The 15,248-nt window shown below is 72.5% G+C and carries 10 protein-coding genes; 9 read left to right on the top strand and 1 reads right to left on the bottom strand.

All coding sequences use genetic code 11. From position 1 onward, the window contains the following. Positions 1-169: 169 nt before the first annotated feature. Positions 170-652 (bottom strand): GtrA domain-containing protein, encoded by a 483-nt coding sequence (locus ABT170_RS15525; RefSeq protein ID WP_329946672.1) that lies wholly within the window; start codon positions 650-652, stop codon positions 170-172. 310 nt (positions 653-962) lie between these two features. Here ABT170_RS15525 and ABT170_RS15520 point away from each other — a divergent pair, with 310 nt between their 5' ends. The 9 genes from ABT170_RS15520 to ABT170_RS15480 all read left to right on the top strand — a co-directional run bounded on the left by ABT170_RS15520 (position 963) and on the right by ABT170_RS15480 (position 15,127). Continuing rightward, positions 963-2,255, top strand: coding sequence for a cytochrome P450 (locus ABT170_RS15520; RefSeq protein ID WP_351867652.1), 1,293 nt, complete (start codon positions 963-965; stop codon positions 2,253-2,255). Beyond that, positions 2,252-3,502: a cytochrome P450 family protein gene (locus tag ABT170_RS15515; RefSeq protein WP_443034396.1), complete on the top strand. Its 1,251-nt coding sequence runs from the start codon at positions 2,252-2,254 to the stop codon at positions 3,500-3,502. The genes ABT170_RS15520 and ABT170_RS15515 overlap by 4 nt, the downstream gene beginning before the upstream one ends. A gap of 214 nt (positions 3,503-3,716) precedes the next feature. Continuing rightward, a complete protein-coding gene (locus tag ABT170_RS15510) occupies positions 3,717-5,207 on the top strand; it encodes a VMAP-C domain-containing protein (protein WP_329946674.1) in 1,491 nt (496 codons plus the stop codon). Further along, a complete protein-coding gene (locus tag ABT170_RS15505) occupies positions 5,204-6,256 on the top strand; it encodes an AAA family ATPase (protein ID WP_351867648.1) in 1,053 nt (350 codons plus the stop codon). The genes ABT170_RS15510 and ABT170_RS15505 overlap by 4 nt, the downstream gene beginning before the upstream one ends. Further along, positions 6,256-10,590 carry an FxSxx-COOH system tetratricopeptide repeat protein gene (gene fxsT / locus ABT170_RS15500; RefSeq protein WP_329946676.1) on the top strand — a complete coding sequence of 1,445 codons (4,335 nt, stop codon included), beginning with the start codon at positions 6,256-6,258 and terminating at the stop codon, positions 10,588-10,590. Before ABT170_RS15505 ends, fxsT begins: the two co-directional genes overlap by 1 nt. 106 nt (positions 10,591-10,696) lie before the next feature. Beyond that, complete coding sequence (locus ABT170_RS15495) at positions 10,697-11,866, top strand: hypothetical protein (RefSeq protein WP_351867644.1); 1,170 nt, start codon at positions 10,697-10,699, stop codon at positions 11,864-11,866. Next, entirely contained in the window at positions 11,863-12,963 is a 1,101-nt protein-coding gene (locus ABT170_RS15490; RefSeq protein ID WP_329946678.1) for an effector-associated domain 2-containing protein, read from the top strand. Before ABT170_RS15495 ends, ABT170_RS15490 begins: the two co-directional genes overlap by 4 nt. Positions 12,964-13,064: 101 nt before the next feature. Further along, a complete protein-coding gene (locus tag ABT170_RS15485; RefSeq protein WP_329946679.1) occupies positions 13,065-13,256 on the top strand; it encodes an aldo/keto reductase in 192 nt (63 codons plus the stop codon). A 74-nt stretch (positions 13,257-13,330) separates the two neighbouring features. Further along, positions 13,331-15,127, top strand: coding sequence for an HEXXH motif domain-containing protein (locus ABT170_RS15480; protein WP_351867641.1), 1,797 nt, complete (start codon positions 13,331-13,333; stop codon positions 15,125-15,127). The last annotated feature ends 121 nt before the right edge of the window (positions 15,128-15,248 follow it).

Raw genomic sequence — 15,248 nt, 5'->3', positions numbered from 1 at the left:
GCGCGGCAGACCGGCTCCCGCACCCGTCCGGTTCCCGCCTGCCCCATCCCGCGCCCCTCCTTCGCCCGGTCCACCCGGGGCCGAGGCCCGGCCCGGCCGTGCGTTCCGGTGTGGAGCGTCCGACCGGCCACGATGACCAGCCGTCGGCCGCGCGGGCGCGTGCGGTGCGTCAGGCGGCCATCGCCACGGCCGACCTGCCGAGCGCGGAGGGCTTCGCCGCAGGCCGCTCGGCGAAGACCACGATCCGCAGCAGCGCGAACCGTCCGACCCCCGCCAGCGCCGACGCCGACAGGTAGACGGTCTGCTCGACGGGTGCGGAGGGCGTGGGGTCGAGGGCGTACAGGGCGAACAGCGCCCCGGTGGTGAAGGCGTAGCTCACGGCGGCCGTCAGGCCGGACTGGAGGTGGACCCCCCAGCCCCCGCGCCCGCTGCGGAAGGAGACACGGCGGTGCAGTTCGGTCGCCATCACGGTGGAGACGACCGTGACCAGGGCGTTCGCCACCATCATCGGCAGGTGTCCGTTGAGCAGTACGAGCACGCCGCTGGAGGCGACCCCGACCCCGCCGCCGCACACCACGAAGCGCACGAAGGCCGCCACGAGCGGGTGGGCCGGGAGCGGCTGCCGGTGCGGACGGTGCGAGGGGGCGGTCACGGGGTTCCTCCGGAGGGGATGGTGTGCGGTGCGTTGATTCCACCTCAGAATCTATGGACCGGGCGTCCACCGTGCGACCCAAATAGACCCCGACTTCGCTGAGGGTTATCCCCCAGAGGGACCTGGTAGCCAGCTACCCCCCTGTGCCGATCTTGTGGTCAATGATGGGCAGTTGTCGCCCCCGCCCGATCGGAAGCGTTCAGGAAAGGATCCGGCAGACACCCCGAAACTTCACCTAACCTCCTTATAGTGGTGCCGCGTTGATCGTATGGTCGCAACGCGCGAAGCCGTCGCCACTGGAGTCCGTACGATGACGAACCCCTCACCCACCGCGCCCGCTTCCACGGCCGGCGGCTGTCCCGCGGGCGGTGCCCCGGGCGCCGTTCCGCTCGGCGGAGCCGATTCCGGCACCGAGCCCCAGGCCCTCTACCGCACCATGCGGCGCGAGCACGGACCGGTCGTTCCCGTCGAACTGCCCGGAGGCATACCGGCCTGGCTGGTCATCGGCTACCGCGAACTCCATCAGGTCACGAGTGACGGGGAACTGTTCCCCCGGGACGTCTCGCTGTGGAACCAGTGGGGCCGGGTCCCCGAGGACTGGCCGCTGCTGCCGATGGTCGGGCAGCCCATGCCGTCCATCTACTTCACCGCGGGCGCCGAGCACCGGCGGCACGCAGAGATGGTGGGTCCCGCGCTCGAAGGCGCGGATCCCTTCGAAATCCGTTCCCACTGCGAGCAGTTGGCCGACCGGCTCATCGACGGAATCTGCAGCCGGGGCACGGCCGATCTCATCGCCGAGTTCGCCGTACCGCTGCCCGTCCTCGTGCTCGCGCGGCTGGTCGGCTTCCCGGACGCGGAGGGCGCGGACATCGCCCGGGTGCTGGGGGACCTGGCCGACGGCGGAGCCGGGGCCCAGGAGGCGCACGCGCGATTCGGCGAGCACATGCGGCGGCTGGTCGCGGCCAAACGGTCGATCCCGGGGGAGGACGTGACCTCCCGGATGCTCGCGCACCCCGAGCGGTTCACCGACGAGGAGTACGCGCTCGATCTCATGGCCATCACGGCGGCGGGTCACCTGACCACCGCCGACTGGATCGGCAACTCCATGCGGCTGATGCTCACGGAGGACCAGTTCGCCGCCGCCCTGTCCGGCGGGCGCCACAGCGTCGCCGAAGCCATGAACGAGGTCCTGTGGGAGGACGGCCCGACCCAGATCCTCGCCGGGCGGTGGGCGGCCCGGGACACCCATCTGGGCGGGCGGAACATCCACCGGGGTGACATGCTGCTCCTGGGGCTGGGCGCGGCCAACGCCGATCCGCACATCCGCCAGCAGTTCCCCTCGCAGGGAGGCAGGCCGGGGCAGGGCGGCAACAGCGCGCATCTCGCGTTCAGCCACGGTGAGTACCGATGCCCGTTCCCCGCCCAGGAGATCGCCGAGACCATCGCCCGGACCGGCATCGAGATCCTGCTGGACCGGCTGCCCGACCTCGAACTGGCCGTCCCCGCGCGGGACCTGGTCCGCCGGCCCTCCGCGTTCCTGCGGGGGATGACCGCGCTGCCCGTCCGCTTCACCCCCGTACGTACGACAGGAGACCCGTCGTGAAATGCCCGCACGCTGCCGACCGCCAGGCCTCTTCGGGCGGTGGGGCCGTCGTCGTCGACCCGATGGTCCAGGACCTGGACGGGGAGACCGCCCGGCTCCGGGAGGCCGGGACGCTCGCCAGGATCGAACTGCTCGGCGTGCCCGCCTGGACCGTCACCCGGCACGCCGAGGCCCGCAGGCTCCTCGTCGACCCGCGGCTGGTGAAGGACATCGATGTCTGGGAGCTCTGGCGGAGCGGGGCGGTGACCCGGGACTGGCCGCTGATCGGAATGATCGACGCGGGGCGTTCGATGTTCACGGTGGACGGCGACGAGCACCGCCGGCTGCGGACCAAGACCTCCCAGGCCCTCACCCCGCGCCGGCTCGAAGCGCTGCGCCCCGACATCGAGAGGTTCACCGCGGAACTGCTCGACGATCTGGAGGAGCGGGGCAGGGACGGCGTCGTCGACCTCAAGTCCGTGTTCGCCCAGCCGCTGCCCATGCGGGTCGTCGGCATGCTGATGGGGGTGGACGAGGACCGGCACCCCATGCTGATGCGGCGGTACAAGGCCTTCTTCTCCATGCTCACCCCGCAGGAGGAACGCCTCGCGCTGCTGGAGGAGTTGGACGTCTTCTACTACGCCCTGGTCCGGGAGCGGACGGCACGGCCGGGCGACGACCTCACCAGTGCGCTGATCCTGGCCGAGGAGGGCGGGGAGCCGCTCACCGAGGAAGAGGTGGTGGGCAACCTCAAGGCGATGGTGGCCGCCGGGCACGAGACGACCATCGGCCTCATCCTCAATGCCGTACGGGCGTTGCTCGCGCACCCGGACCAGCTGCGGATGGTGCTGGACGGGCGGATCGGCTGGGAGACGGTGATCGAGGAGACGCTGCGCTGGGACACCCCGACCACGCATCTGCTGATGCGGTTCGCCACCGAGGACATCCAGGTCGGGGACCAGGTGATCAAGCGGGGCGAGGGGGTCGTCATCTCCTACCGCGCCATCGGGCGGGACACCGAGCAGCACGGCGCCGACGCCGACGCCTTCGACATCACCCGGCCCACCCCCATCCGTCATATGACCTTCGGTCACGGCCCGCACATCTGCCCCGGCGCGGCCCTGTCCCGGGTGGAGGCGGCCATCGCGCTGCCCGCCCTGTTCGGGCGCTTCCCCGGGCTGAGGCTCGCCGTGCCGGACGAGGAGATCCGCAAGCTGCCCGTGATGACGCAGAACGACATGGAGTCCTTCCCCGTGCTGCTGGGGTGAGCGGACGGCGTCCGACGCCACGACCCACTCGTCCGGGTGAGAGGTCCGGTGGGCGGTACTTGTCGCGGAGTGCTGTATCTGTGCGGCGTAACCGGTCCGAAGGGGTGGAATGGTCCCAACGGGCCTGCGGTCCAACCTGGTTGCGGAAGATCCCGCGTGATAACTTCGCGATCGATCGTGGAAGGTTTACCGGCGCAACGGGGGATGGTCGGTGGTGGCACTCGCGCCGAAAGGACCGCGCGACATCGATCCGCGTCTGGTCGGTGCGCTGGTCGACGAGTTGTGCGCGCTGGACTGCGTGCGCGACCCGGAGCAGTGCATTCACTTCGTGGCGCTGGTGGCGTTCCAGCTCCGCGCCGACATCAACTACGCGCGCAAGACGCCGCGGGTCGACATGCTCTCGCTCGTCATGGACGTCCTCAAGCGTGACGGCGGGCTGGACGCCCTGATCTTCGGCGTCAGTGTCGCCTCCGGTCCCGAGGACTCCGCGCGGCTGGCCAGGCTGGTCGGCAGCTCCTACCCCGCCGAGACGACCGCGGACCTCGCTCCTGTCTTCAGTGACAGCGCCTTGCGGGAGATCGGGCGGCTGCTCGGCGAGGTGCGCGACGCCGACGACGGCCGGCTGCACACGGTGCTCGGCCGCGAACTGGGGATCGACGTGCCCTACGGGCTGTCCCCGATGCAGCGCTTCGACTATCTGCGCGAAGTCAATACGCAGGCCGACGGGCTGCCCCCGGCCCTCGTGCTGGTCGAGGTGATCGCCCATCAGTCCAAGCCGGTGGGCGACAAGTTACGGGAGTGGTCGGACCGCTGGGCCCGGGAGGCGGGCGCGGACGCCGTGGAGGCGCTGGCGGTACGACGGCAGGGGATCGCGAGCCCGTCCGGGGCGGACCCGGAGGTACCGCGCGCCCTCGTCGTGATGGTGGAGCCCGCCGACGACGGATCGGCGGACGTCTTCGTACGGCATTGGGTCAATCCGGCGCCCGGCTACTGGGAGCCGGTGGCCGGTGACGTGGAGCGCACGACCCTGGACACCCTCGCCGTGGCGGTGGACCGGGCGATCGGCAGCGGTGAGGCGCACTGGGCGGATGTCCCGGAGCTGGAGAACGAGCCTCCCGTGCAGGTGGAGTTCGTCCTTCCGTACCCATTGCTCAATCACGACATGGCCCGCCTGGAACTGGGTACGGAGTCTTTCGACCCGCTGCCGATCGGCCTTCGGTACCACATCCATCTGCGGAGCCTCGAACGCATGAGGAATCGCGACCCCGCCCAGCTGAGGCGCTGGCGGGCCCGCTGGAAGCGGCTGAAAACAGCCGGAGCCGCCGAGCCCCACCGCTGGCGTTCCGGAGAGAACGCGCAACTCGACCGCTGGCGTGCCACGCTGGCATCCGAGCCGCGGCTGACCGCCGTCATACTCGACGTGCCCGCTCTGCCGGGGCACGGCCTGGAGGCGCTCACCGCCGCCATCGCGGAGGGAGTGGGCCTGGCCGCATGGGACCGGCGGTCGGACAGCCCGGCCCAGTCGGGTGAGGTACTGACGGTGCTTCTTGGACACAATCCAGCCCAACTGCCGTCAAAAGTACGACAGTTGCGTAAAGGGGCTGAAGAATTGGATGGCGGAAGCCTGCTTCTGGGAAGACATATTGCGTTCTTCTGGGACGACCCCAACAGGCTGGTCGACTGCGAGGAGGAGTTGTCGGCATGACCGAGCAGGACACATCCGCACCACCCGTGCCGCCGCCCGCCTGGAGGGTGTTCCACGCCACCGGGAAGTCGCCCGCCGGGGATCCTCCCGCGCTTCCCGAGCCGCCGCCCTGGCGGGTGTTCGCCGGCAGCCCCGTACAGCCGGAGCCGCCCGACGACGCCCAGGCCACCCGACGCCGCCTCGGCGTCGTGCAGGAGGGCCCCCAACTGCGTGAGGAGGAGATCGACGCGGTCAACGCGGCGCTCCTGCTGCGCCGTCCGCTGCTCGTCACGGGGCCGCCGGGGGTGGGCAAGTCGACCCTCGCCTACCTGATCGCCCATGAGCTGGGGCTCGGCCGGGTACTCCCGTGGAGCATCGTCAGCCGTACGACGCTGCGCGGCGGTCTCTACGAGTACGACGCCATCGGCAGGGCCCAGGCGATCGCCGCCTGGCGTGCGGGCGGCGAGACCGGAGCCGCCGCGGACGGGGCGGGCGCACCCGACCTGGGGGACTTCGTCACCCTGGGGCCCCTGGGAACCGCGCTGCTCGCCCACGCCCGCCCGCGGGTGCTGCTGGTCGACGAGCTGGACAAGAGCGACATCGACCTGCCCAACGACCTGCTCCACGTGCTGGAGAACGGCAGTTACGACATCCCGGAGCTGGTGCGCAGCAGCGTGGGGGAGGTGTCGGTCTTCACCGACGACCCCCAGCGCCGGGCGGTCATCGAGGCGGGCCGGGTCGAATGCGCCGAGTTCCCCGTCGTCGTGATCACGAGCAACGGTGAGCGCGAGTTCCCGGCCGCGTTCCGGCGCCGCTGTCTGCCACTGGAGATGCGCCCGCCCGGCCGGGAACAGCTGATCTCCATCGTCGTCAGCCATCTGCGCCGTCGGCCGGAGGGCGTCTCGGCGCTGGTGGACGAGTTCGAGCAGCGGCTGCACAGCGGCGGGACCCAGTCGGTCGACCAGCTGCTGAACGCCGTCCAACTCACCACGGCCGATGGATTCCAGGACGACGAGGACGGGCGTAAGCTGATTGAGATGCTGCTCCGCGACCTCTCGAAGGGCCGCTGATGAACGGCTTGCCCCGGGAGCGTGCTCCGGACACGCCGTCCACAGCGGGCGGTGACGCCACCGCGCGTGACACGGGCGGTGACACGAGCGGCGACCTGGGCTGGCAGGATCTGGCCGACGCGGCCTGGCTGGCAGCGAGCTGGCAACTGGCCGGACGCGGCTCCCCGCGGGCGGCGGACGTACCGGCGCTCCTACCGGACGGGCCGGAGGCACTGCCCGACGCCGTTCCGCCTCCTTCGGGTGACATGGCGCCGGAGGTGCCGCCCGAGGGGATCGCGGACGGCCAGGAGCCGCGCGAACTCGTCCTGAGCGCGGTCGAGGAGACCCGGACCGCCCGGCCGGACACGGCCGTCCCCACGGTGAAGCCTCCCGTGCGGCGCGTGGCGCCCCTGCGGCTGGCCAGATCGCTGCGCGGGCTGGGGCGGCGTGTCCCCTCGCGGCACCGCAACCGCCTCGACGAGGCGCGCACCGCGGAGTGCGGGCTGAGCGACGGGCTGTGGATTCCCTACCTCCGGCCCGTGCGGGAGCGCGCCTTCGATCTGATGCTCCTCGTCGACAGCGCGCCCACCATGCCCGTGTGGGACAGCACGGTCCGCCGGCTCACCGACGAGGCCGTCCGCAGCGGAGCCTTCCGCGACGTCCGCACCGTCGAGGTCGCGCTTCCCGGGCAGGGGGCGCCGGTGCTGCGCTGGCCCGGTGACCGGCACGCGGACCCGGCCGAGCTGCTGGACGGACGCGGCTCGCGGCTGTTCCTCGTCGTCACCGACGGGCTGGCCCGGGGCTGGGCCGGCCGGGGCGCGGACGAACTGCTGGGCCGGCTCACCTCCGGCGGGCCCACCGCACTCGTCCATCTGCTGCCCCCCTACCTGCGCCACCGCTCCTCGCTGTACCCCTTCCGCGCCGAGCTGGACGCGGCCGGCTTCGGGGCGCTCAACCGGCACTTCGGCTGCCGTCCGCCGCTCGGGGCGTGGGACCGCTCGCGCCGGCTCGCCGACCCGGACGACGGTTCCGTACCGGTCCCCGTACTGAGCCTGCGCGCCGGGTCGTTCCGCTCGTGGGCCGATCTGATCACCGGTGAGCGCGGTGTGCGGCGCACCCTTCCGGTGGTGCTGGCCGGAGCCATGACCAAGGGGGTCGCGGCGCCGGGGCTGCGCAGCCCCCGGATCGACGGACCGCGCGCGGCGGTGGCCGCCGTACGGAAGTTCGCCTCGCTGGCCAGTCCGCTCGCCCGGCAGCTCGCGGTGCTGCTGGCGGTCGCCCCGCTGAGGTTCGACGTCATCGAGGAACTGCGCGACCGGGCCTTTCCCGAGTCCGGCCCCGACCACCTGGCCGAGATCATGATGGGCGGGCTCATCGACTGGGAGCCCGAGGGCGAGGGCGGACCCGACTTCGCCGAAGGGGTGCGTGAGGCGCTGCTGGCGACCGGCAACCGCACCCAGCTGGCCCGAGCGGTGGGGCTGCTGGCCGAGTCGCGGGCCGGGCAGGCGCAGGGCATCAGGCTCAGGGCGGCACTGCGGGACCCGGTGCGGGCCGCGCTCCCGGACGGTGGAGCCGGACCTGCCTGGCTCCGCATCGAACTGGCCGTACTGCGTGCTCTGGGCGGACTGCCGTACAGACACCGTGCGGCTCGCCTGGCCGACCGGCTGCTGCACGGCGAGGGATCTGCAGCGGAGGCGATCAGGGATGATAAAGAGGCATTTGATGTGAATGCTCCAGCTCTCCGGTCGCATCCGGCCGCTTCACCAGGAGGATCTGTGTCGCCCACGACACCCGTAACAGCTGACAAGGATGTCCGGAGGGACGAGCAGAGCATGGACGGCACAGCACCGGAGCTACGATTCGTCCGCACCGGCCAGCCGAAGATCATGGGCAATGTGCCGCCGAAGAACCCCAACTTCACCGGTCGGGAGAGTCTTCTGGCAGCGGTGGAGCGGCAGTTGCAGGAGGACGAGACGACCGCCGTCCTTCCGCACGCGCTGCACGGCATGGGCGGCGTCGGCAAGTCCCAGATCGCCGTCGAGTACGTGTACCGGCACAGCGCCGAGTTCAACGTCATCTGGTGGATTCCGGCGGAGCAGGAGAACCTGATCCTCGGCGCGCTCGCCGATCTGGCCCGCAGCCTCGGCCTGGAGGTCGGACCCCAGGCCAACGCCGCCGTACCGGCCGTGCGCGAAGCGCTGCGCACCGGCAAGCCGTTCGACAACTGGCTGCTGGTCTTCGACAACGCGGAGGACATCGAGGCCGTACGGTCGTACTTCCCCAACGGCGGCCCCGGCAAGATCATCGTCACCTCGCGCAACCGCGAGTGGGAACGGGTGGCCACCCCGCTCAGCGTCGACGTGTTCGACCGCGACGAGAGCATCACCCTGCTGCAGCGCCGGGCGCGCGGCATGAGCGCCGACGACGCCGACCGGCTCGCCGCCGCACTCGGTGACCTGCCGCTCGCCGTCGAGCAGGCGGGCGCCTGGCACGCCGCCACCGGCATGCCGGTGAACGAATACCTGGACCTGCTGGAACAGCGCCGTCCCGAGATCCTTGAGCTCGACCCGTCCCCCGACTACCCGCTGCCCGTCGCGGCGGTCTGGGACATCTCGCTCGGCCGGCTCTCGCAGGACAACCCGGCGGCACGCCAACTGCTGGAGATCTGCGCCTGCATGGCGCCGGAGCCGATCCCGCTGAACATGCTCCGGGGCGGCCGGAACGTCGAGATCACCCCGGAACTCGACCCGGTGCTGCGTGACCCGCTGCTGCTCGCACGCGCCACCCGCGACCTCAGCAAACTGTCCCTGGTACGGCTGGACCACAAGTCCGGCACCCTCCAGATGCACCGCCTGATGCAGAACGTCATCGTGGCCAGGCTCGATGAGGAGGAACGGGCGAAGATGACCCGGGCCGCCCACCTGCTGCTGACCACCGCCAAGCCCGGCGCCCCCGCCTCCCCGGACCAATGGCCCGCCTACCAGGCGATCCTGCCGCATGTGATCGCCTCCGGAGCCGTCGAGAGCTCCGACGCCTGGGTCCGTGACCTGGTCTACGACATGGTGTTCTTCCTCTACTACTGGGGAGCCCACGAATCGGGGGCGGCACAGGCCAGGCTCGCCTGGACCGCCTGGCGCGCCCAGTCCGGCGACGAGGACCTGCATGTCATCCGGGTCACCAAGCTGCTGGGCTTCTACCTCCGGCTGCTCGGCAGGTCCGAGGAGGCGGCGGCCCACAACGAACGGGCGCTCGCCATCTCGCGCGGGGCCCAGATCCCGGACGAGGAACTCATCGACTCCATGTGGCAGATGGCGGGAGCTCTCCGCCAGCGCGGCGAGTTCCAGGCCGCCTGCGACCTCGACGAGGAGGCGTTCACCCGGGCCAGCGACCTGTTCGGCCCGGAGGACCCGGCCACGCTCAGCGCCGCGCACGACTACTGCGTCTCGCTGCGGGCAGGCGGGCGCTTCGTCGAGGCGAGGGAGATCGACGAGGAGACGGCACGCCAGCGCGAACTGCTGTACGGACCGGCCAGCGGCCTCACCCTGAACACGCTGAACGGTCTGGCCATCGACATCCGCGAGAACGGCGACTACCTCGGGGCGCGCGCCCTCCAGGAGTCCAACCACCAGGCCTACGTCACCCACTTCGGGGAGAGCAACGCGGCCACCATCCGTTCCGCGCTGCTCCTCGCCGTGTGCCGGCGCAGGGCCGGTGTGGTCGAGGGCGGGGCCGCGTTCGCGGAGCAGAACCTCGAACGGTTCACCACCCGCTACGGTCTCAACAACCTGGACGCCCTGGCCGCCGCGATCCACACCATGGTCGAGCGGCGGCTCAACGGCGACCTCGCGGGCTCCCGGGAACTGGGGGAGCAGGCGCTCGCCGGGCTGCGCACCGTGGTCGGCGCCCGGCACCCGCACACCCAGTTCGCCAAGGTCAATCTGGCGGCGACCCTGCGCGCGCAGGGCGACATCGACAAGGCCGAGGCCCTGGACATCCAGGCCTGGCAGCTGCTGGAGAGCACCCTGGGCGAGCGGCACGTCAACACGCTCACGGCGGCCATGAGCCGGGCCAACAACCACTACGCCCGGCTCGACTTCTCCCGGGCCAAGGAAGCCGACGCGGGCATCCTGGCCAGGCTCACCGAGAGCGTCGGCGCCGAACACCCCCTGACCCTCGTGTGCACCGCCAACCTGGCCCTGGACCAGCGCGGTCTGGGACAGTCGGCGGAGGCCGACCGCCTCAACGCGGTCGCGATCGAGGGCTTCTCACGGGTGCTGGGGGACGACCACCCCTGGCAGACCGCGGCCCGGCTGCACCAGCGCATCGAATGCGACATCGCCGCGCTGCCGCTGTGAGCGGGTAGCGGAGTGATCGACCTGTCGTAGCGGAGTGTCGTTCCCGGCCGGCCGGCCGAAGGTCGGCGGGCCGGTCCGGGGACCAGGGACCAACGGGGGCGGACCCATGACCACAGTGCTCTTCATCCACGGCACGGGAGTGCGCGAACCGCGTCTCACCGGCCTGCTCGACCGGATCGCCCGGGGCCTGGGCACAGTGGCACCCGGTGTGCCCCTGGCCGCCTACCGCTGGGGCGAGCGGTACGGCGCCGCGCTCGCGGCGGGCGGCGCGAGCATCCCGTCCGGACCGGGCACCGGGACGCACCGGAGCGCCGGGGGTCCCGGAGACCCGGAGGACGTGACCGAGGCCTGGGCCCGGCTGTACGAGGACCCCATGGCCGAACTGGCCCTGGCCGCGGCGGGGGCCGCCGCACACGTCACACCGCCCGGAGTGGCCTTCCCCGACGAGCGGCCCCGGGCCCTGCTCACCGGCCTCGCCGCACGCGGCGAGGAGCGGGCCGGACAGCTCGGGCCGGGGCTGGAGCGGGCCGCCGCCGAACTGGCCCGCAGCCCCCTCCTCTCGCCCGCGGCCGAGGCGCTGGACGCCGGGGAACTGCCCTGGGTGCTGGCCCGCGCGCTGACCGCCACGGTCGTCGCCGCGGCCCTCGACGCCGGTGAACCGGTGCTGGCGGACGGGGACACCAGGGACGCGGCGGTCGAGGCGCTCGCCGCGCGGCTCGGTGCCGTCCCGGCGGGAACGGAGCGCGGCGCGGTCCTCGGCCTGGTCGCCGGGCCCTTCGTCCGCCTGGGCTCCCGCTACGCCGTCCGGCGGCGCCGGGCACTGACGGACGCCGCCCACCCGGCTGCCGGGGACATCCTGAAGTACCTGGCCCGGGGTGAGGAGACGCGCCGGGGACTGCGCGACCTCGTCGCCGCCACCGAACCCCCGGTGGTCCTGCTCGGCCACAGCCTGGGCGGCATCATCGCCCTGGACACCCTGATATCGGGCCCGCTGCCGGGTGTGGAGCTGCTGGTGACCGTGGGGTCGCAGGGCCCGTTCCTGTACGAGACCGGCGCGCTGCCGACGCTCGTCCACCCCGATCCGCTGCCCGCGCACGTCCCTCACTGGCTGAATCTGCACGACCGCCGGGACCTGCTCGGGTACGCCGCCGAGCCGCTCTTCCCCAACCGCGCCCAGGACATCGCGACCGACAGCCGGCAGCCCTTTCCCGTCGCCCACAGCGCGTACTGGAGCGATCCGGCGGTCTACCGCGCGATCGGGGAGCGGCTCCCGTGACCCGGGGAGGGACCGCACCGCACCGGGTGCTCGCCCTGGTGGTCGGGATCGAGCGGTACGCCGCCGGTGACGGCTGGAACCTGCCGGGACCGGTCAGGGACGCCCTGCGGTTCCGTGACTGGCTGCTGGCCCGCGGCGTACCGGAGACCAACATCCTGCTCCACCTCGCTCCGCTGGACGGCGAGGACCCGGGCGTCCCCTTCCGCCCGGCCGACCACAACTCCCTGCGCAACGCCTTCGTCACCGACATCCCCGCCCGCAGCGGCGACGCGCTGTGGGTGTGGTGGGGCGGGCACGGGGTGCTGGACAAGGACGAGCGTCTGCGGCTCTACTGCGCCGACGCGACCGTTCCCGACCGGCGCAACATCGATGTCGAATCGGCCCGCGGCACCCTCAGGAGCGACACGCTCACCGGCTTCGCGCGGCAGACGTGGATGGTCGACGCGTGTCAGACGTTCGACGAACGCCACAACTTCCCGCACTCGCTGCCGGACGAACGGCTCCCGGCGGGGCAGCGGGTCCAGGCCCATGAGCAGGTCCTGATGTTCGCGGCCACCAGGGGGCAGCGCGCGGCCAACGATCCCGAGCGCCGGACAGGGGTGTTCTCGGACATCGTGCTGCGGGAACTCCCCGCCGACCCGGTCCCCGACCCCGATGTCCTGTTCGAGGCGGTACGCGCCCGGCTGGACGCGCTCCGGGCGGCGGGCGGCACCGACCAGCTGCCGACCCTCCACCTGCACAGACCCGGCCGTACCGAGGCTTCCGTCGCACCGCGGGGACCGGCTGAGGCCCGTGCGACGGGGGCCCGGCCGCTGGCCCGGCTCGTCGAAGCGCTGTTGGCCTACCCCCTGATGAACGACCGCGAGGAACGGCAGGCGCTCGTCCGTGAACTGCCCGCCGCCGTCGTCGGGCGGATGCCGAGGCACTCGATGCCGCGGACCGATGTCATCGGCATCGTACGGACTCTCGGGGCGCATCCGGACAGACTGGGAGAACTCTTCGACGCGGTCACCCTGTTCGACGTCGATCCGGAACGTGCCGCCGAACTCCAAGAGGCCATACAGGAGTTGATCGCTTCCCAGCGGGCAGGAAAATGATCGACTGGCGTGATCACACGGGTTTCCGGAAGGGGTCCCGTTCGTCATGATGGAGTAAACGGTGGCATCGTGTGCCACCGCTCGCGAAGGGGGAGCGCGCCTTGTACCAGCCGGTACCCGCCGACCGCACCAATGACCACGTCGAGAGCGACGTCATGGACCTGGCGGCCGTGAGCATCGCCGACCTGCGCCGCCTCCCGGCCCCCGACCCGGGCCCACGGCTGCTGGCGGAGATCCGGCGCGCCCGGGGCAACGCCATGGTCGGCGGTTCCGAACCAGGACGGGCCGAATAGCCGCATCGCCGCGGGACCGCACGGCCGAACGGAGGACACCGGCAGGGAGCCGGCCGCCAACGACAGGGAGCGATGTGTACGCCCCGATCCGCATGCCCGGCCCGCTGTTCGACGAGATCGCCTCGGGCGGCGGTTCGCGCGAGGCCGTCGCGTTCCTGGTCGAGGGCGAGCGGACCCGCCGCCTCCTCTTGCTGCGCGAGCTCCTGGACCGGCTCGACGAACACCCCGGTGTTCTCGGCCCCTTGGAAGCGCCCGCGATCTGGCCCGTGCTGGAGACCGCCGCCGAGCGCGCACCGGACGCCGTGGACGCGCTCCTGCTCAGCCCGCAGGTCGGCAGCTGGCTCGCCCACACCCTGCGCCGTCTGCACGGCACCACCTCGGGGCCGCCGCTGTGGGCGGACGCCGGACAGCTCGCCGCCGTCGCCGCGACGGCGGCCCTGCGCGCCGGGACGGACGCCGCACTGCTGCTGCCCGCGCGCTCCGCGACGCTCAGCCTCCCGGCGCTGGGGCTCATCAGGCTGCCGCACCCCCCGGCGGACGCCTTCCACCCGGTGCACGCGGCCGTGTCCGGGGGAGCGATCACGGTCCGGTGCCGGAAGAGCGGCGGGGGATACGGCGACCCGGTCGTCGTGCGGCCCCTCACCGACCCGGAATCCGCCCGCTGGCAGCCGGTGCACCGACTGCCCGTGGGCGACGGGGCGCGTCACGTCCAGCTGGACGACATCGATCCGTACCGGGACCTGGACGAACCGATCGCCCCCGCCCGCCTGCTCCCCGGGGAACTGGACTCGTGGCAGGCCCTGTTCCGGGACGCCCTGACGGTCCTGCGTCCCGGCGGCGCGGAAGCGGGCGCGCTGCGCCCCGAGGAGATCGGCCGGATCGTCCCCTGGCGCCCGCAGGGCGACGGCCGGCGGCTTCCCGTGCCGGCCGCCGGACTCAGCGCCTCCACCGGCGACGCGTTCGGCTCCATGGTGGTGGCCAGGCCCGGCGACGGGCTGGCGCTCGCCGAGACCCTCGTGCACGAGTTCCAGCACAGCAAGCTCGGCGCCCTGCTCCATCTCTTCCCGATGCTCGACGACGACCGCGAGGAGCGGTACTACGCGCCCTGGCGCTCCGATCCGCGCCATCTGCCGGGGCTGCTCCACGGCGCGTACGCCTTCGTCGGCGTGGCCGGATTCTGGCGGGACCGGATCGGCGACAGGTCCGCCGATCCCGAGGAACTGGCGCCCTTCCAGTTCGCCCTGCGCCGTGTCCAGACCCGTATGGTGCTCCGCACCCTCGCCACGCGGGCGCGGCTCACCGGCCCCGGGCGGCGCCTGGTCGCCCGGCTCTCGCACACCGTGGACGGCTGGCTGCGGGAGCCCGTGGACGAAGCGGCGGTGGCGCGGGCCAGGGCCGCCGCGACCAGCCACCGGGCCGAGTGGCGGCTGCGCAACCTGCGCTGCCCGGAGGGCGAACGCACCGCGCTGCTGGCCGCGTTGGGCTCCGGGGCCGGTCCCGTACCGCCCCGTCCGCCCCTGATCGCCCCGGCGGCCGGGGGGCGTACGCACTGGACCGACGGCCGCGGCAGCCTCTATCTGCGTCCCCGTCCGGCGTCCGCCCCCCGGCGCACGGCCGACGAACTGCTCGCCGCGGGCGACGCGCGGGCGGCCCGCGAGGGGTTCGCGGACGGGGCGCGTGCACACCCGGCCGATCCGCACCTGACGGCGGGCTGGCTGCTCGCCCACGCGCAGATCCACGCCGGGCACCGGCGGCTGCTCGCCCGGCCCGAACGGTTCGCCGCCGTGGCGCGGGAGCACGACCCCGGAAGCTGGGAACGGATCGCCCGGTGGCTGGCACGGACGGAGCCGGGGAGCCGGGCCTCGGACTGAGACCGGGCGGGTCGCCCGACGTGAGGCATGTCACCCGGAGTGAGGATCCCGGCATACATTCCCCCACACCGGGGAGGGGTCCAGGCCGCTGGTGCGACCGCGCCCCCGGTCCGCCGCGCAC

The sequence above is a fragment of the Streptomyces sp. NPDC001787 genome (genome assembly GCF_040297465.1).
Classification (GTDB): Bacteria; Actinomycetota; Actinomycetes; order Streptomycetales; family Streptomycetaceae; genus Streptomyces.
The sequence above is the reverse complement of the archived record's forward strand: the minus strand, read 5'-3'. Positions and strand labels throughout refer to the sequence as shown.

Bases quoted from the DNA above. Each gene is read 5' to 3' on its own strand.
- ABT170_RS15520 (WP_351867652.1), top strand. From the start codon at position 963: ATGACGAACCCCTCACCCACCGCGCCCGCTTCCACGGCCGGCGGCTGT.
- ABT170_RS15505 (WP_351867648.1), top strand. From the start codon at position 5,204: ATGACCGAGCAGGACACATCCGCACCACCCGTGCCGCCGCCCGCCTGG.
- fxsT (WP_329946676.1), top strand. From the start codon at position 6,256: ATGAACGGCTTGCCCCGGGAGCGTGCTCCGGACACGCCGTCCACAGCG.
- ABT170_RS15495 (WP_351867644.1), top strand. From the start codon at position 10,697: ATGACCACAGTGCTCTTCATCCACGGCACGGGAGTGCGCGAACCGCGT.